The organism is Enterobacter sp. 120016, from assembly GCF_018383635.1.
Classification (GTDB): Bacteria; Pseudomonadota; Gammaproteobacteria; order Enterobacterales; family Enterobacteriaceae; genus Enterobacter; species Enterobacter asburiae_D.
The window spans coordinates 300,973-319,936 of sequence record NZ_JAHAWC010000002.1 but is presented as its reverse complement, the minus strand read 5'-3'; the positions used below and the strand labels follow the sequence as shown (position 1 = coordinate 319,936).

At 55.5% G+C, this 18,964-nt stretch carries 12 protein-coding genes; 6 read left to right on the top strand and 6 right to left on the bottom strand.

Going from position 1 to position 18,964, the window contains the following annotated elements; genetic code table 11:
- Positions 1–56 precede the first annotated feature (56 nt).
- The 4 genes from alkB to KIF87_RS05720 form a co-directional block, all read right to left on the bottom strand.
- Positions 57–713, bottom strand: a complete 657-nt coding sequence (gene alkB / locus KIF87_RS05735) for a DNA oxidative demethylase AlkB (protein WP_213328163.1) — start codon at positions 711–713, stop codon at positions 57–59.
- Entirely contained in the window at positions 713–1,771 is a 1,059-nt protein-coding gene (ada, locus tag KIF87_RS05730; RefSeq protein WP_213328162.1) for a bifunctional DNA-binding transcriptional regulator/O6-methylguanine-DNA methyltransferase Ada, read from the bottom strand. Before ada ends, alkB begins: the two co-directional genes overlap by 1 nt.
- Before the next feature lie 72 nt (positions 1,772–1,843).
- Positions 1,844–2,899, bottom strand: a complete 1,056-nt coding sequence (gene apbE / locus KIF87_RS05725) for an FAD:protein FMN transferase ApbE (RefSeq protein WP_213328161.1) — start codon at positions 2,897–2,899, stop codon at positions 1,844–1,846.
- A gap of 114 nt (positions 2,900–3,013) precedes the next feature.
- The gene (locus KIF87_RS05720; RefSeq protein WP_047060579.1) at positions 3,014–4,126 is read right to left on the bottom strand and encodes a porin OmpC; all 1,113 of its coding nucleotides are present in this window, start codon (positions 4,124–4,126) and stop codon (positions 3,014–3,016) included.
- A 744-nt stretch (positions 4,127–4,870) separates the two neighbouring features.
- On the opposite strand from KIF87_RS05720, the gene rcsD reads away from it, so the two are divergent.
- Both rcsD and rcsB read left to right on the top strand, forming a co-directional pair.
- Positions 4,871–7,543 carry a phosphotransferase RcsD gene (rcsD, locus tag KIF87_RS05715; RefSeq protein ID WP_213328160.1) on the top strand — a complete coding sequence of 891 codons (2,673 nt, stop codon included), beginning with the start codon at positions 4,871–4,873 and terminating at the stop codon, positions 7,541–7,543.
- A gap of 16 nt (positions 7,544–7,559) precedes the next feature.
- Positions 7,560–8,210, top strand: a complete 651-nt coding sequence (gene rcsB / locus KIF87_RS05710) for a response regulator transcription factor RcsB (protein ID WP_003859405.1) — start codon at positions 7,560–7,562, stop codon at positions 8,208–8,210.
- A gap of 90 nt (positions 8,211–8,300) precedes the next feature.
- On the opposite strand, the gene rcsC is transcribed toward rcsB, so the two are convergent.
- Both rcsC and gyrA read right to left on the bottom strand, forming a co-directional pair.
- Positions 8,301–11,147 (bottom strand): two-component system sensor histidine kinase RcsC, encoded by a 2,847-nt coding sequence (gene rcsC, locus KIF87_RS05705; RefSeq protein ID WP_213328159.1) that lies wholly within the window; start codon positions 11,145–11,147, stop codon positions 8,301–8,303.
- Positions 11,148–11,282: 135 nt separating this feature from the next.
- On the bottom strand, positions 11,283–13,919 hold the full coding sequence (gene gyrA / locus KIF87_RS05700; protein WP_121425291.1) for a DNA topoisomerase (ATP-hydrolyzing) subunit A: 2,637 nt from the start codon (positions 13,917–13,919) through the stop codon (positions 11,283–11,285).
- A gap of 146 nt (positions 13,920–14,065) precedes the next feature.
- Here gyrA and ubiG point away from each other — a divergent pair, with 146 nt between their 5' ends.
- The 4 genes from ubiG (at position 14,066) to yfaE (ending at position 18,893) form a co-directional block, all read left to right on the top strand.
- Complete coding sequence (ubiG, locus tag KIF87_RS05695) at positions 14,066–14,794, top strand: bifunctional 2-polyprenyl-6-hydroxyphenol methylase/3-demethylubiquinol 3-O-methyltransferase UbiG (protein ID WP_213328158.1); 729 nt, start codon at positions 14,066–14,068, stop codon at positions 14,792–14,794.
- Between the two features lie 347 nt (positions 14,795–15,141).
- The gene (nrdA, locus tag KIF87_RS05690) at positions 15,142–17,427 is read left to right on the top strand and encodes a class 1a ribonucleoside-diphosphate reductase subunit alpha (RefSeq protein WP_023312513.1); all 2,286 of its coding nucleotides are present in this window, start codon (positions 15,142–15,144) and stop codon (positions 17,425–17,427) included.
- Between the two features lie 81 nt (positions 17,428–17,508).
- The gene (gene nrdB, locus KIF87_RS05685; RefSeq protein ID WP_213328157.1) at positions 17,509–18,639 is read left to right on the top strand and encodes a class Ia ribonucleoside-diphosphate reductase subunit beta; all 1,131 of its coding nucleotides are present in this window, start codon (positions 17,509–17,511) and stop codon (positions 18,637–18,639) included.
- A complete protein-coding gene (yfaE, locus tag KIF87_RS05680; RefSeq protein WP_008500234.1) occupies positions 18,639–18,893 on the top strand; it encodes a class I ribonucleotide reductase maintenance protein YfaE in 255 nt (84 codons plus the stop codon). Before nrdB ends, yfaE begins: the two co-directional genes overlap by 1 nt.
- Positions 18,894–18,964 lie beyond the last annotated feature (71 nt).

Here is an 18,964-nt window from a genome sequence, read left to right as displayed (position 1 = left end):
ACAATAAAAATCAGCCAGCAGTGTAAACTGCCCTGCGCTGACATCAAGAATAATTCTTATTTTAGTTTACTCGCCCCCGCCTGACGGAAGGTCAGGTTATAACGGTATTCGCCCGTCAGCGGGTGAACCCCGGGCTTCAGCGGCTGAATGCCGTGGTAATAAAGCCGCGACGCCCTGCCCCACACCACCACATCGCCATGTTCCAGCATGATGCGTTTGAGCGGATCGTTGCGGCGTAATCCGCCAAACTGGAAGACGGCGGGCAGACCTAACGATACCGAGACGATAGGCGCGCGCAGATCGGGCTCATCCTTGTCCTGATGCAGCGAGAGCTTCGCACCGACAGCGTAGCGGTTAATCAGGCAGGCATCCGGCCGAAAGTCAGGATACTCCGCAGCTACGGCGGCCTCGTGGCAGAGAGCCTGAAAAACGGCAGGCATCGGGGGCCACGGCTGGCCGGTAGCGGGATCGTTCGGGGCATACAGATAGCCCCGCTCGTTCGTCGCCCAGCCCAGCTCGCCGCAGTTGGCCATGGCCACCGACATGGTGTAGCCGCCCGGCGTCACCATATGGCGAAACGGCGAAACCGCCGTCACCTCGTCGATACCGGCAAGCAGCGCCGCCGCACGGGAGAGTGCAAAGCGGCACAGGATCACCGCCCCCGGCGCAAGCGGCTCCTGCCAGGGTTCAGCATCCGCAAAAAGATCGAGCATTATTCCTCCTGGCGTTTCGCCTCACGTTTCAGTAATAGCGCTTTTCGCGCCGTCCCCCAACGGTAACCCGACAGCGCGCCGTCGTGACGAACCACGCGATGACAGGGGATCACAATCGCCAGCGTGTTTGCCGCACAGGCTCCGGCAACGGCGCGTACCGCATTGGGTTGACCAATCGCCTGCGCCACCTGCTGGTAACTTGCCGTTTCGCCGCAGGGAATGTTGCGAAGGGCCTGCCAGACGCGCTGCTGGAACGCGGTTCCGCGAATATCCAGCGGCAGCGCAAGCGGTACGTCGCGGTTATCAATACTGGCAATCACCTGCTGGATCCGCCGCGCGAAATCCTCTTCCAGCGGCGCATGCGCTGCTTTTGGAAAATGCGCGGCAAGCTCTTCGGCTAATTCCGCATCGCTGTCACCCAGCAGGATCGCGCAGATCCCCCGCTCGCTTTCTGCAACCAGACAGCGTCCTAACGAGCAGTCGCTGATGGCATAACGCACTGCCGCATCCCCTTTGCGGTACTGCTTCGCCGTCATGCCCAGCGCATCGTTGGCTTTGCGATAATAGCTGCTGCTGTCGGGAAACCCCGCCGCCAGCACGGCGTCGGTAACTTTGTCTCCCTGTGCAAGCGCGGTGCGCAGGCGCTGGCCTCGCGCCGCCTGCTGCCAGGCTTTTGGCGTCATGCCGGTCACGGACTTAAACAGACGGTGGAAATGGAAAGGACTCATGGCAACCTGCTGCGCCAGCCCCTCCAGCGTTAGCGTGGGTTCCTGCTCCAGAAGACGGCAGGCGTGTTCCACTTTCGCCAGCTTCTGCGCCTGCGGATCGCGTTTGTCCGGCATGCAGCGCTTGCACGGGCGAAACCCTGCCTGAACGGCGTGGTGGGCATCGGGATAAAAGCGGACATTTTTACGCAGCGCGTGGCGGGCGCGGCATGACGGGCGGCAGAAAATACCCGTGGTCTGCACGGCGAAGACAAACTGTTCGTCAGCGAGCGGATCGCGGGCCAGCACGGCCTGCCAGCGATCCTCATCGGTAATAAAGGTCGAGTTTCTCATTATCGGCTCCTCTTGTAAGCATACATAGAGCCTGCCTGAGTGCCACTGATAAAAAACCCGCAACCTTGCTTTTTAATTTTTTTCGCGCACCAGGAAGCTGTCGAACTGCGGTGAATGCCAGGTTTTGAACCCGTCGCCCTCTTTGGTGATCATATAAACCGCCAGCCCTTCCTGACGAACCACCTCTTTGGCTTTTTCCGGGCCGAGAACCATTAATCCGGTATCCCAGGCATCCGCTTCCAGCGCGGTGGGGGCAATGACCGTCACCGAGACCAGGTTATGCGTGATGGGACGTCCGGTCTGCGGATCGATAACGTGCGAAATACGCTTCCCCTCAAGCTCGTAATAGTTACGGTAGCTGCCGGAGGTACTGATGCCATGTCCGTTGATATCCACTATCGCCTGCACGGCATTCTGCCGATCGGTCGGCTTTTGAATCGCTACGCGCCACGGCTTATCGCTGGCGTTCATGCCCCGGCTGACTAGCGCGCCGCCCACGGAGACCAGATAGCGGGAAATCCCTTCCTGGGCCATCAGCGCAGCAAGATGATCCGCCGCATAGCCTTCCCCAACCGTCGACAGATCGACAAACAGATCGGGGATATCCTTTTGCAGGTACTGTTGCCCGTACTGATTGATCACCGTCAGATGCTGCAGCCCTGTCCTGGCGCGGGCGTCATCAATAGCCGCCTGTGCAGGCGTGGTCACCGGCTGTTTGTTAGGGCCAAATCCCCAAAGGTTTACCAGCGGTCCGACGGTCACATCCATCGCGCCGTTGGTTTTGTAACCCACGCGCATTGCCTCGGTCACGATATCGGCCATCGCCTCGCTCACCGGCCACAGGGAGGTGCTGGTTGAGAGGTTAAAGCGCATCAGCGCCGAGTCATTTTTATAGGTCGACAGCAGCTGATCGTCGGCGTCCAGCTGCGACTGGATTTTGCCGCGAAGTTCATCTGTGCGCGTTTTATCGAGGTTCATGACGCTGACGCGCCAGAAGGTCCCCATCGTTTTGCCTTCGAGCACCGCCGCGGCGGGTGCGTCGGTTTTCGCCACGGGGGTGGGATCGTTACACGCGGTCAGGAAAAAAAGCATAGCCAGAAAGCTGGCGCGTAAAAAAGTCATGTCCATTCATTATTATCCTCATGCCAGGGCGGCAAGAGTACACCAAAACGGGTGAGTTGTGAGAATCTGAGAGGCACAAAAAAGGGGCCATCAGGCCCCTTACGTCACACGGTGAAGCGATTAGAACTGGTAAACCAGGCCCAGCGCGACGATATCGTCAGTACCGATACCCGCCTGACGGGTGAATTCATTTTCATCAACCAGGTTGATTTTGTAATCCACGTAGGTGGACATGTTTTTGTTGAAGTAGTAAGTCGCACCAACATCAACATATTTCAGCAGATCCTGATCGCCATAACCTTCGATGTCTTTCCCTTTAGACTGCAGGTAAGCCACGGATGGACGCAGGCCGAAGTCGAACTGGTACTGAGCAACTACTTCGAAGTTCTGCGCTTTGTTAGCGAAGCCGTAAGCGGTAGTCGGGCTGCTGCCGTTAGAGGTACCGAAACGGGTTGCGTTGTAGGTCTGAGAGTACTGCGCTGCCAGATAGATGTTGTTGGCATCGTATTTCAGGCCGCCAGAATAGACTTCTGCGTTATCGCCATGACCATAAACGCTTGCGCCGTTCTGATCGGCAGTACGTTTGGAGGAGGACATTGCGCCACCCACGCTGAAACCTTCGCCCAGGTTATAGGTCACGGATGCACCGTAGCCGTCGCCGTTCTGTTTCAGCAGGCTGCGTCCACCGACGTTTTCACCGCTTACGCTGCCGTTTTTACCCTGATACTGCAGGGCAAAGTTCAGACCATCCACCAGACCAAAGAAGTCCTGGTTACGGTAGGTCGCCACGCCGTTAGCACGGGACTGCAGGAAGTTGTCTGCGCCGTAGGTATCGCCGCCAAATTCTGGCAGAACGTCAGTCCAGGAGGTTACGTCGTAGATTACGCCGTAGTTACGACCGTAATCGAAAGAACCCGCGTCACCGAATTTCAGACCCGCGAACGCCACACGCGTCCAGGCATCATTTTCGCTTTCGGAGGTGTTGCCCTGGATCTGGTATTCCCACTGGCCGTAACCGGTCAGCTGATCGTTAACCTGAGTTTCGCCTTTGAAGCCAAGACGCATGTAGGTCTGGTCGCCGTCGGCACCCTTGTCGTCAGAGAAATAGTGCAGACCATCGACTTTACCGTACAGATCTAATTTGTTGCCATCTTTGTTATAAATTTCGGCCGCATTTGCTGCGCCTGCTACCAGGAGTGCTGGTACCAGGAGGGACAGTACTTTAACTTTCATTTTATTAACCCTCTGTTATATGCCTTATAATTGCCACTGCTTACTGGTTAACCCTCATTAACCAGTCGGCAATTTCATTCTCCGCAAAATTACAGAATAATCCAATGCGAATATGATACGAAAACTTTGAAGATGTTTCATTTATCTATCAACATGTTTCAAAATGTAAATATCAAGGAACTTTTACAAAGCACAAATAGCTTAGAAAATTAGCACTTATAATCAAACAGGAAAATCACCGCATAAATATCAATGAGTTACAATAAAATCCGTTACAGCACTGAATGACAAAACAAGATCGCACCTAATCTCTAAAATAACTCTCGCTATCATCATTAACTTTATTTATTACCGTCATTCAGTTTTGAATGTCTGTTTATCCCTAATTGAACCGGATGCTCCGCATTCGGTTTTTTTTTACCTTTCTTTACGTAACTTCTCTTTTTTTTGTGCTACCGCACCGTAATTGTAACGACTATTAACTAAATTCTCCTCGGGTATCCTGCGAGGGCATAAAATTGAGGCAAAACTTAATTTCTTGTTAATTCGTGCTATTTTCTGGCTACGTGTGTCTGTTATTTGTACGCCTAGGGCGAGTTTGTACATGTTTACTGCACACCGCACCGCCGATATTGTCCGGCGAAAAAGTCGCTTCTTCCCGGACAGTGGCGCTGGAAATTCAGTTATTACCCTTTATACTGCCCTATCGCCACAGAGCACGACCATCACGGGTTAAAGATATCAATGAGTCAGACTGAAACTACCGCCCCGAGCAAATTTTCCCTCCTTCCCGGGAGCATCACCCGTTTCTTTCTTCTTTTGATCGTTGTGCTGTTAGTCACCATGGGGGTGATGGTGCAAAGCGCGGTTAACGCCTGGCTGAAGGATAAGAGCTATCAGGTCGTTGATATCACCCATGCCGTGCACAAGCGCATTGATACCTGGCGCTACGCCACCTGGCAGATTTACGACAATATCGCGGCTGCCCCGACCTCCTCGTCCGGGGATGGACTTCAGGAGACGCGGCTGAAGCAGGATGTCTATTATCTCGAAAAACCGCAGCGTAAGACCGAGGCCCTCATCTTTGGCTCTCACGACAGCGCGACGCTTGAGATGACGCAGCGTATCTCGACCTATCTGGATACCCTCTGGGGCGCTGAAACGGTGCCGTGGTCGATGTACTATCTGAACGGTCAGGACAACAGCATGATCCTGATCTCAACGCTGCCGTTAAAAGATCTCTCTTCCGGGTTTAAAGAGACCACCGTGGGCAGCATCGTCGATTCCCGCCGGGCAGAGATGCTGCAGCAGGCGAACGCCCTTGATGAACGCGAGAGCTTCTCTTCCCTGCGTCGTCTGGCCTGGCAAAACGGTCATTACTTTACCCTGCGCACCACGTTCAACCAGCCAGGACATCTGGCGACGGTGGTAGCCTTCGATTTACCGATTAATGATTTGATCCCGCCGGACATGCCGCTCGACAGCTTCCGTATGGAGCCTGACAGCAGCACTCAGAACATGCGTGCGGCGTCAGACAAAGAGGCCGCAGAGAGCGTTTCGATCTCCTTTAACGGTTCGAAAATCGAAATTGCCTCATCGCTGAATTCGACCGGGATGCGTCTGGTGTGGCAGGTGCCGTTTGGCACGCTGTTGCTCGACACCCTGCAAAATATCCTGCTGCCTCTGCTGCTGAATATCGGTCTGCTGGCGCTGGCTCTGTTTGGCTACAGCACCTTCCGGTTCCAGACGGGGCGTCAGAGCGACGCCTCTGCGGTTCCGGCCGGCACCAGCAATGAGCTGCGCGTATTGCGTGCACTGAATGAAGAAATTGTTTCCGTGCTGCCGCTTGGGGTCTTAGTTCACGACCAGGAGGCGAATCGTACGCTGATGAGCAACAAAATTGCCGACCATCTGCTGCCGCATCTTAATCTGCAGAACATTACCACCATGGCGGATCAGCACCAGGGGGTGATTCAGGCCACCATCAACAATGAACTGTACGAGATCCGTCAGTTCCGCAGCCAGGTGGCTCCCCGCACGCAAATCTTTATTATTCGCGACCAGGATCGCGAAGTGCTGGTCAATAAAAAGCTCAAGCAGGCGCAAAGACTGTATGAGAAAAACCAGCAGGGGCGCGCCGCCTTCATGCAGAACATTGGCGATGCCTTCAAGCAGCCATTAAAAACGCTGGCGACCCAGGCGGCGGCGTTAAACACCGCAGAAAGCCACCAGCTTGCCTGCCAGGCCGATTCACTGGTCAGAATGGTTGATGAGATCCAGCTGGCGAACATGCTGGAGAATGATTTCTGGAAGGGAACGCCAACCCTCTTCTCCATTCAGGATCTGATCGATGAAGTCGTGCCGGACGTGCTGCCCGTGATTAAGCGCAAGGGGTTGCAGCTGCTGATCAATAATAATCTCCCGGCGAATGACGAACGCCACGGCGATCGCGAAGCGCTGCGCCGCATTCTGCTGATGATTATTCAGTACGCCGTGACCACCACCCAGATCGGCAAGATCACCCTGGAAGTCAGCGCGGAGGAGTCGGCAGAAGACCGCCTGGCGTTCCGCATCCTGGACACCGGGGAAGGTGTCACAACGAGTGAAATTGATAACCTGCACTTCCCGTTCCTGAATGACACGCAAAGCGATCGCTACGGCAAGGCCAATGCCCTGACCTTCTGGCTATGCGATCAGCTGGCGCGCAAGCTCGGCGGCCATCTGAATATCAAAGCCCGTGAATCCCTCGGCACCCGCTATTCTCTGCACGTGAAAATGGCGGCCAATCCGCAGGAAGAAGATGAAGAACGTCTGCTGGATGACGTCGTGGTGATGGTCGATGTGACCTCGAATGAGATCCGCAATATTGTCGTTCGTCAGTTAGAAAACTGGGGTGCGGCCTGCATCACGCCGGATGAAAGACTTGCAAGTCAAGAATTTGATCTGTTTTTAACTGATAATCCGTCTAATCTTACTGCCTCCGGCTTGCTTTTAAGCGATGATGAGTCAGGCGTGCGGAAAATCGGCCCTGGCCAGCTGCGCGTCAACTTTAATATAAGCAATGCGATGCAGGAAGCTGTACTACAACTAATAGAAGAGCAGCTGGCGCAGGAAGAGATAGCGGAATCACCGTTAGGCGGCAATGAAAATGCCGAGCTTCACGCCAGCGGATACTATTCACTCTTTGTTGATACAGTACCAGATGATGTTAAGCGGTTGTATACTGAGTCCGCTGCGAATGATTTTGCAGCGCTGGCACAGACAGCACACCGGCTTAAAGGGGTGTTTGCCATGCTTAATCTGGTTCCCGGCAAGCAGTTATGTGAAACGCTGGAACATCTAATTCGTGAGAAAGATGCCTCTGGCATTGAAAAATACATCAGCGACATTGACGCCTACGTCAAAAGCTTGCTGTAGCAAGGTAGCCTTATACATGAACAATATGAACGTAATTATTGCCGATGACCATCCGATTGTACTGTTCGGTATTCGCAAATCACTTGAACAGATCGAGTGGGTGAATGTAGTCGGTGAATTTGAAGACTCTACAGCACTGATCAATAACCTCCCAAAGCTTGATGCACACGTGCTCATTACCGATCTCTCCATGCCTGGGGACAAATACGGTGATGGGATTACGCTCATCAAATACATTAAACGTCACTTCCCGGACATCTCGATCATTGTTCTTACCATGAACAACAACCCGGCGATCCTGAGCGCGGTGTTGGATCTGGACATCGAAGGGATTGTGCTGAAGCAGGGCGCACCGACCGATCTGCCAAAAGCGCTCGCTGCGCTGCAGAAAGGCAAGAAGTTCACACCTGAGAGCGTCTCTCGCCTTCTGGAAAAAATCAGCGCGGGTGGCTACGGTGACAAACGCCTGTCCCCGAAAGAGAGTGAAGTTCTGCGCCTGTTCGCAGAAGGTTTCCTGGTGACCGAGATTGCCAAGAAGCTGAACCGCAGTATTAAAACCATCAGCAGCCAGAAGAAATCAGCGATGATGAAGCTGGGCGTGGACAACGATATTGCACTGCTGAACTATCTCTCCTCCGTTACGCTGAGCGCAACGGACAAGGATTGATCCCGGACGGGTGTGCGGCCTGATGCCCTCATCCCAGCCCTCTCCCACAGGGAGAGGGGGAAAAACGTAAAAGGCCCTCGCGGGCCTTTTTTATATTCTGGTTTTTCTCACGCGATCCGCGTAAATCGACAATGTCTGTTTCAGCACGTCCAGCGTCACCGGTTTCGACAGACAGCTGTCCATGCCTGACTCAAGACAGCGCTGCTTCTCTTCCGCCAGCGCGTTCGCCGTTACGCCCACTACCGGCAGCGTCAGGCCCAGCTGTCGGATGCGCTGCGTCAGACGGTAGCCGTCCATGTTTGGCATGTTGACGTCGCTAAGCACGATATCAATATGATTTTTACTCAGCACGTTCAGCGCATCCACGCCGTCATTGGCCGTTTTGCACTGATAGCCCAGCGATCCAAGCTGGTCAGCCAGCAGGCGGCGGTTAATCGGATGGTCATCCACCACCAGAATCATCATATCGTCATTCACCGACGCCAGAGAGTCCGGTGACGGCAATCCGCCCGCGCCGTCGCGCTCTTCCAGCTCTACTTTGTAGATGCGCGCCAGCAGGCTCAACAGCTCGTGCGGCGTTGCCACGCTGTGTACCCATTCTCCAGGCGCACGCTCGACAGGAATGCCGATGTGGCGACGACAGAAGAGCACCGACCCTCTTCCCTGCCACGGCTGATCCGGCATCTCGTCGGCGATCAGCACATCGTCCACGTCCGGGGTTTGGCCTTCATAGCGACACACCCTCACGCCGCTGTGGGCAAGCAGCGCCGTCAGGTAGTCATTCAGCGAGGCGTTATGCACCGCCAGCCAGCAGCGCTTGTCGCTCAGCCCGTCAACCGTCGCTTTAGCCGGATACTGCGCCGAATAGAGCGGAATACGGATGGTGAACTGGCTGCCCATGCCGGGCTCGGTATCCACCGAGATATCACCGTCCATCATGCTGACGAGCTTCTCACAAATCGCCAGCCCCAGTCCGGTACCCTGGAAGTTACGCTGCACGCCGGTCCCGACCTGGAAGAACGGGTCGAACAGGCGAACCACCTCCTTCGCCGGGATGCCGACGCCCGTGTCGCGCACGCGAATGCTCAGATAATCCCCCGCCCGGCAGACGTGCAACACGATACAGCCAACATCGGTGAATTTAATGGCGTTGCTGAGCAGGTTAGAGATGACCTGCTGCAGGCGCATCGGATCGCCGTGCAGCGTCAGCGGCACGTCCGGTTCGATAAAGCAGTAGAGCCCCAGCTGTTTACGCACCACCAGCGGCAGATAGTTAGCGCTAATGTGGTTCATGACCTCGCGCGGCGAGAACTCCCGCGGCTCGATTTTCAGCTGCTCAGACTCAATTTTAGAGAAGTCGAGAATATCGCTGATGATTTTTAGCAGCAGGCTGGAGGAGTTGTTCATCGCCGTCACCAGCCTGTCGACCCCTTTCGGCAGCTCTTTCGTCTGCAGCAGATCGAGGTTACCGATGATCCCGTACAGCGGCGTTCGCAGCTCGTGGCTGACGGTGGCAAGGAACATGGATTTCGACTGGCTGGCCTGCTCCGCGGCCTGCGCCATCTCCTGCAGCGACTCTTCCATCTTCACGCGCGCGGAGACATCCACCAGCACGCAAATCGCCACGTTCTCATTGCGATAGCGGGAATGCACGAAGCTGATCTGCAGGTTGGTGTGCGTGCTGGTGAGCACGTCGACAAAGTTAACCTGCTGGCCGCATATGATTTGCGTCAGCCTCTGCCGGTCTTCATGCGTCAGCATGTTCAGGTAGTTATGCGCCAGTTCGTTACTCAGGATATTGGTCCCGTCCTGAGTACGCAGAATACAGATCCCCACCGGTGCCGAGGCAACAATCTTGCGGTTAAACTGCTCGTGTTCCTCCAGCCGCTGGGCGTCGCTCTCGGCGGGAATAAAGATTTTCCGCTCATACATGCGCGCCAGGGTGAACAGCGCCCCACCCGCGATCAGGTTCAGCAGAATGGCATTCATGATGAGAATGCGTATCCGCTCAAGTACCATGTCCACCGGCAGCGAATAGACAATACTCAGCGACGAAGGCGGCAGGCTCTTCTTCAGCACCAGTTCGCGGAAACCCGAGGTATAGCCAAACCACGACCGTTCCTGCATCCAGTGCGGTTCGACGTTTAACGGGTTATCCGGCCCGGCGAGTGAGATCAGCTGATGACCGTTTTCATCCAGAATGGTCACCCCCATGGGCAGGCTGCCCGGGGTGAAGAAGTTTTCCATGCGGATGGTCTGCTCAATCCCCAGCAGCGCCTGCAGGCGATTGCCGAGATACACCGGCGTCAGGGCGTAGAAATAGCCCACGCCCGGGCGCGGGCCCTGGCTAACCCAGAAGATGTTATTCCCGCGCTCGTCCTGCGGCGCATTGCGATATTTCACAATACGTTCATGCAGGCTTTTCAGCGCATCGTCACGCTCAACGGGCACATCGCGCAGGCCAAAGTCAGCCATGCAGAGATTTTCGCTGCCAATCAGGAATACGCGGTTCAGGTCATAGGCGGCGGAGAAATTGTCGCGCCAGTAGCGCATAAACCAGGCAAGGGATTCCAGCGACCCGCGCCAGGAATTGCTCATGGTGGAGCAATCGGAGTCCGGGAACAGGGGCTGGAAGTCCGGGACTTCGGTTTTGTCATTACGCCCGCGAAGCGCAAGGATACCGTTTTCCGCCGTCAGACGATTCTCGGCTATATACTTCAGCTCCTTCATCACGTCAGACGTTCGCTGAATGTAGCGCTGGGCCTGGTCGGAGCTTAAGTTAAACTCCTGGCGGATCTCCGCTTCTTTCTGGTGCAGCGCGTTAACGATGTAAAACACCGAGAACAAGGCCACCAGCAGCCAAAGCAGGAGCGCCAGCGCCCGAAACAGATAGCGAGAAACTTTCAGCGTAGTACGAAAGGAGACGAGGTATTTCAAGGGGGCGAGGCTCCGCCGTCGGGGTCAAAAGAATGTGGTTAAGGTAGCGGTAAACGCGCCAGGTCGCAACGTTGACTTATCTGCTTGTGCAAAAGAAAAGGGCCGGAATCCGGCCCTTTTTTGCATCAGGAGACATTACTCGTCAGCGTCATCCGCTGCGTCATCGTCAGTATCGGCTTCCGGCGCGATATCATCATCGCCTTCCGCAACGCTACCGTCGATGGAATCGAGCTCTTCGTCATCCACCGGCTCAGCAACGCGCTGCAGACCCACCACGTTTTCATCTTCCGCTGTACGGATGAGGATTACGCCCTGGGTGTTACGCCCCACCACGCTGATCTCAGACACGCGGGTACGCACCAGCGTACCGGCATCGGTGATCATCATGATCTGGTCGGCATCGTCCACCTGCACCGCGCCCACAACGGAACCGTTGCGCTCGGTCACTTTGATAGAGATAACGCCCTGCGTGCCGCGAGACTTGGTTGGGTATTCCCCTTCCGCCGTACGTTTACCGTAACCATTCTGCGTGACGGTCAGGATAGCCCCTTCACCGCGCGGAATAATCAGAGAAACAACGCTGTCTTCGCCAGCCAGTTTGATACCACGAACGCCCGTAGCGGTACGACCCATCGCACGGACGGCATTCTCTTTAAAGCGCACCACTTTACCGGCGGCAGAGAACAGCATTACTTCATCAGAACCGGAGGTCAGATCCACGCCGATCAGCTCGTCGCCTTCGTTCAGGTTCACCGCGATGATCCCGGCGGAACGTGGGCGGCTGAACTCGGTCAGCGCGGTTTTCTTCACGGTACCGCTGGCGGTCGCCATAAAGACGTTCACGCCCTCTTCGTACTCGCGTACCGGCAGGATGGCGGTGATACGTTCGTTCGCTTCCAGCGGCAGCAGGTTAACGATTGGACGACCACGCGCACCGCGGCTCGCTTCCGGCAGCTGATAGACTTTCATCCAGTACAGACGACCGCGGCTGGAGAAGCAGAGGATCGTGTCATGGGTGTTGGCCACCAGCAGGCGATCAATAAAGTCTTCTTCTTTAATACGAGCTGCAGACTTGCCTTTACCGCCACGACGCTGTGCTTCGTAGTCGGTCAGCGGCTGATACTTCACATAGCCCTGGTGAGACAGGGTGACCACCACGTCTTCGCGGTTGATCAGGTCTTCAATGTTGATATCAGAGCTGTTCGCGGTGATTTCGGTGCGGCGCGCATCGCCGAACTGATCGCGGACCAGTTCCAGCTCTTCACGGATCACTTCCATCAGACGCTCTGCGCTGCCCAGGATGTGCAGCAGCTCAGCAATCTGTTCCAGCAGCTCTTTGTATTCGTCGAGCAGTTTTTCGTGCTCAAGGCCGGTCAGTTTCTGCAGACGCAGATCCAGAATCGCCTGGGCCTGCTGTTCAGTCAGGTAATACTGACCGTCACGCACGCCGAATTCAGGTTCCAGCCACTCAGGACGCGCTGCGTCATCGCCCGCACGTTCCAGCATCGCGGCGACGTTACCCAGATCCCACGGACGGGAAATCAGGCCGGCTTTCGCTTCCGCCGGGGTTGGCGCACGACGGATCAGTTCAATGATCGGGTCGATGTTGGCCAGCGCAACCGCCAGCGCTTCAAGGATGTGCGCACGGTCGCGCGCTTTGCGCAGTTCGAAGATGGTACGACGGGTCACCACTTCACGGCGGTGACGCACGAACGCGCTCAGGATCTCTTTCAGGTTCATGATCTTCGGCTGACCATGGTGCAGTGCAACCATGTTGATACCGAAGGAGACCTGAAGCTGAGTCTGGGAGTACAGGTTGTTCAGCACAACCTCGCCCACCGCGTCGCGTTTGATCTCAATCACGATGCGCATACCGTCTTTGTCAGACTCGTCACGCAGCGCGCTGATGCCTTCAACACGTTTTTCTTTTACCAGCTCGGCGATTTTTTCAATCAGACGCGCTTTGTTCACCTGATACGGGATCTCGTGAACAATGATGGTTTCACGGCCGGTTTTAGCGTCCGCTTCCACTTCGGCGCGGGCACGGATGTAAATCTTGCCGCGGCCGGTGCGGTACGCTTCTTCAATACCGCGACGACCGTTGATGATCGCCGCCGTCGGGAAGTCCGGGCCCGGGATGTGTTCCATCAGCCCTTCAATGCTGATGTCTTCATCGTCGATATAGGCCAGGCAGCCGTTGATCACCTCGGTGATATTGTGCGGCGGAATGTTGGTTGCCATACCGACCGCGATACCGGACGAACCGTTAACCAACAGGTTCGGGATCTTGGTTGGCATCACATCTGGGATGCGCTCGGTGCCGTCGTAGTTATCGACGAAATCAACGGTCTCTTTTTCCAGGTCGGCCATCAGCTCATGTGCGATTTTCGACATACGGATTTCCGTATAACGCATCGCCGCAGCGGAGTCGCCGTCGACTGAACCAAAGTTACCCTGACCATCTACCAGCATGTAACGCAAGGAGAATGGCTGCGCCATACGAACGATGGTGTCATAAACGGCGGTATCACCATGCGGGTGATATTTACCGATAACGTCACCGACGACGCGGGCAGATTTTTTATAGGCTTTATTCCAGTCATTGCCCAATACGTTCATGGCGTATAGTACGCGACGGTGTACCGGCTTAAGGCCATCGCGGACGTCCGGCAGCGCACGGCCAACAATGACCGACATCGCATAGTCCAGATAGGAGCTCTTCAGCTCTTCCTCGATGTTAACCGGTGTAATTTCTCTCGCAAGGTCGCTCATCTAACCGCTATCCCTCTACTGTATCCCGGATTCAAAGGTCGCAAATTATAACACAGCCGAGGTGATTGAGGTAAACCTATACGCTTTATTCACGGGGATTGCCTGATATACTCCTTTGTCTTGCTAAATAAGGAGTAAAAGCGCCCATGAATGCCGAAAAATCCCCGGTGGTTCACAACGTTGACCACGAAGAGATTGCCAAATTTGAAGCGGTGGCGTCCCGCTGGTGGGATCTCGAAGGTGAGTTCAAACCGCTGCATCGCATTAACCCGCTGCGTCTGGGCTATATCGCGGAGCGTTCCGGCGGTCTGTTCGGTAAGAAAGTGCTCGACGTCGGCTGCGGCGGCGGCATCCTGGCTGAAAGCATGGCGCGCGAAGGGGCGAATGTTACGGGCCTGGATATGGGCTTTGAACCGCTGCAGGTAGCCCGCCTTCACGCGCTGGAGTCCGGTATACAGGTGGAATACGTGCAGGAAACCGTGGAAGAGCATGCGGCGAAACACGCCCATCAGTACGATGTGGTGACCTGCATGGAAATGCTGGAGCACGTTCCCGATCCGCAGTCGGTGGTGCATGCCTGTGCAAATCTGGTGAAGCCGGGCGGCCAGGTCTTCTTCTCAACCATCAACCGCAACGGTAAAGCCTGGCTGATGGCCGTCGTCGGCGCGGAGTATGTGCTGCGCATGGTGCCGAAAGGGACCCACGACGTGAAGAAATTCATCAAGCCTGCGGAGCTGTTAAGCTGGGTTGACCAGACGTGGCTCAAAGAGCAGCACATCACCGGCCTGCACTACAATCCGCTGACCGATAAATTCAAACTCGCACCGGGCGTTGATGTTAACTATATGTTGCACACAACCGCCAAAAACGACTAACGTCATTCGTTATTCTTATAAAGATTGCGCGACATCATGTTGCGCAATTCTGACCTCTCGTTGAAGAAATCAGCACTCGATCAAATTTTGAATTTTTTTTCTTAATTATTGACATGTCTTCCAGGCCTTACGGTACGAGGACTTAGCCTTTTTTACCCTTTCACAACCTCAATTTAACGTCAAAATCAACCCTTGTGCTGAAATGATTCGATACTAGAATACTCACCATATAGCGTTTATCTTATCGCAAACCCCCTATATGTAGTATTTATCCACAGAGTTAGTCACAAGACGGATCTGTGGATAAGCGGGGGATATTTTTTATTTCACGGACAGGTAAAACCCACATGAATCAGAGTCTGCTGGTGACAAAGCGCGACGGTACTACCGAGCGTATCAATCTGGACAAAATCCATCGAGTTCTCGACTGGGCAGCAGAAGGACTGAACAACGTATCTATCTCCCAGGTTGAACTGCGTTCCCACATTCAGTTCTACGACGGCATCAAAACGTCTGATATCCACGAAACGATCATCAAAGCAGCGGCAGACCTCATCTCCCGCGAAGCACCGGATTATCAGTACCTCGCTGCACGTCTGGCGATTTTCCACCTGCGTAAAAAAGCCTACGGCCAGTTTGAGCCGCCGAAGCTTTACGATCACGTAGTGAAAATGGTTGAGCTGGGCAAATACGACACGCATCTGCTGGAAGACTATACGGAAGAAGAGTTCGAGCAGATGAACGGGTTTATCGATCACTGGCGCGACATGAACTTCTCCTATGCGGCGGTGAAGCAGCTCGAAGGCAAATACCTGGTTCAGAACCGCGTAACCGGTGAGATCTACGAAAGCGCCCAGTTCCTCTATATTCTGGTGGCCGCCTGCCTGTTCTCTAACTACCCGCGTGACACCCGTCTGGAATACGTGAAGCGTTTCTACGATGCGGTATCCACGTTCAAGATTTCTCTGCCGACGCCAATCATGTCCGGCGTGCGTACCCCAACCCGTCAGTTCAGCTCCTGCGTACTGATCGAGTGCGGTGATAGCCTGGATTCCATCAACGCCACCTCCAGCGCCATCGTGAAATACGTTTCCCAGCGTGCCGGTATCGGCATCAACGCCGGTCGCATCCGTGCGCTGGGCAGCCCGATTCGCGGCGGTGAAGCGTTCCACACCGGCTGTATCCCGTTCTATAAACACTTCCAGACGGCAGTAAAATCCTGCTCTCAGGGCGGCGTGCGCGGCGGTGCTGCGACCCTGTTCTACCCGATGTGGCACCTGGAAGTGGAAAGCCTGCTGGTCCTGAAAAACAACCGCGGCGTGGAAGGCAACCGCGTGCGCCACATGGACTACGGCGTGCAGATCAACAAGCTGATGTACACCCGTCTGCTGAAAGGCGAAGACATCACCCTGTTCAGCCCGTCCGACGTTCCGGGCCTGTATGACGCGTTCTTTGCCGATCAGGACGAGTTCGAGCGTCTGTACACCAAATACGAAAAAGACGACAGCATTCGCAAGCAGCGCGTGAAGGCGGTAGACCTGTTCTCCCTGATGATGCAGGAACGTGCCTCTACCGGCCGTATCTACATCCAGAACGTGGACCACTGCAACACCCACAGCCCGTTTGACCCGGTCGTCGCCCCGGTGCGCCAGTCTAACCTGTGCCTGGAGATCGCCCTGCCGACCAAACCGCTGGAAGACGTTAACGACGAAAACGGCGAAATCGCGCTGTGTACGCTGTCCGCGTTCAACCTGGGCGCAATTAAGAGCCTGGACGAGCTGGAAGAGCTGGCGGTGCTGGCGGTTCGCGCGCTCGACGCCCTGCTGGACTACCAGGATTACCCAATCCCGGCCGCGAAACGCGGTGCAATGGGCCGCCGTACCCTGGGTATCGGCGTGATCAACTTCGCCTACTGGCTGGCGAAAAACGGCAAGCGCTACTCTGACGGCAGCGCCAACAACCTGACGCACCAGACGTTCGAAGCGATTCAGTACTACCTGATGAAAGCCTCTAACGAGCTGGCGAAAGAGCAAGGCGCGTGCCCGTGGTTCAACGAAACCACCTATGCGAAAGGCATTCTGCCAATCGACACCTACAAGAAAGACCTGGATGCGATTGTCAGCGAGCCGCTGCATCTCGACTGGGAAGGCCTGCGCGAGTCCATCAAGACCCACGGCCTGCGTAACTCCACGCTCTCTGCCCTGATGCCGTCCGAGACCTCTTCGCAGATCTCGAACGCCACCAACGGTATTGAACCGCCGCGCGGCCACGTCAGCATTAAAGCGTCGAAAGACGGCGTGCTGCGTCAGGTCGTACCGGATTACGAAACGCTGGGCAACAACTACGAGCTGCTGTGGGAAATGCCAAACAACGACGGTTACCTGCAGCTGGTAGGTATCATGCAGAAGTTTATCGACCAGTCGATCTCTGCCAATACCAACTATGACCCGACGCGCTTCCCGTCCGGCAAGGTTCCGATGCAGCAATTGCTGAAAGACCTGCTCACCGCCTACAAATTTGGCGTGAAAACGCTGTACTATCACAACACCCGTGACGGTGCGGAAGACGCGCAGGACGACATGGTGCCGTCAATTCAGGACGATGGCTGCGAAAGCGGCGCATGTAAGATCTAATGTAAATGCCGGGTGGCGCTACGCTTACCCGGCCTACGATTTTGTTTGCCCGACTGACAAAATCTCTCACAGGACACACTCATGGCATACACCACCTTTTCACAGACGAAAAACGACCAGCTCAAAGAGCCGATGTTCTTCGGCCAGCCGGTCAACGTGGCACGCTACGATCAGCAAAAATATGACATCTTCGAAAAGCTGATCGAAAAGCAACTCTCCTTCTTCTGGCGCCCGGAAGAAGTGGACGTTTCCCGCGACCGTATTGACTACCAGTCACTGCCGGATCACGAAAAACATATCTTCATCAGCAACCTGAAGTACCAGACGCTGCTGGACTCCATTCAGGGCCGTAGCCCGAACGTGGCGCTGCTGCCGCTGATCTCTATTCCTGAGCTGGAAACCTGGGTGGAAACCTGGGCGTTCTCCGAGACGATCCACTCCCGCTCTTACACCCACATCATCCGCAACATCGTGAACGATCCGGCGGTGGTGTTTGACGATATCGTTACCAACGAGCAGATCCAGAAGCGCGCGGAAGGCATTGCCCACTACTACGACGAGCTGATCCAGATGACCAGCTACTGGCATCTGCTGGGCGAAGGCACCCACAACGTGAACGGTAAAACCGTTACCGTGAACCTGCGCGCGCTGAAAAAGCAGCTGTACCTGTGCCTGATGAGCGTCAACGCGCTGGAAGCGATCCGCTTTTACGTGAGCTTCGCCTGCTCCTTCGCCTTTGCCGAGCGCAAGCTGATGGAAGGCAACGCCAAAATCATTCGCCTGATCGCTCGTGACGAAGCCCTGCACCTGACCGGCACCCAGCACATGCTGAACCTGCTGCGCAGCGGCGTGGACGACCCGGAGATGGCCGAAATCGCCGAAGAGTGCAAGCAGGAGTGCTACGACCTGTTCGTGCTGGCGGCTCAGCAGGAGAAAGAGTGGGCGGACTACCTGTTCCGCGACGGCTCCATGATTGGCCTGAACAAAGACATCCTGTGCCAGTACGTTGAGTACATCACCAACATCCGCATGCAGGCCGTCGGTCTCGACCTGCCGTTCCAGACGCGCTCTAACCCAATCCCGTGGATCAACACCTGGCTGGTGTCCGATAACGTGCAGGTTGCGCCGCAGGAAGTGGAAGTCAGCTCTTATCTGGTCGGTCAGATTGATTCTGAAGTCAACACCGACGACCTGAGCAACTTCCAGCTCTGATGTCACGCGTCACGTTAAGTCTTTCCGGCACTGAGGTACTGTGTCGGGAAGAGCACCCTTCTCTGCTGGTGGCGCTTGAAGCGCATCAGGTAGAAGTAGAGTACCAGTGTCGTTCCGGCTACTGCGGCTCCTGCCGCTGCCGTCTGGTCGCCGGCCAGGTGGACTGGCTGACCGAGCCGCTGGCCTTTATCAACGAAGGGGAAATTTTGCCCTGCTGCTGCCGGGCAAAAGGCGATATTGAGATCGAGATGTGATGTTGTCCGTATCCCCTCTCCCGGTGGGAGAGGGTTAGTTCGTAGGCCGGGTAAGGCGCAGCCGCCACCCG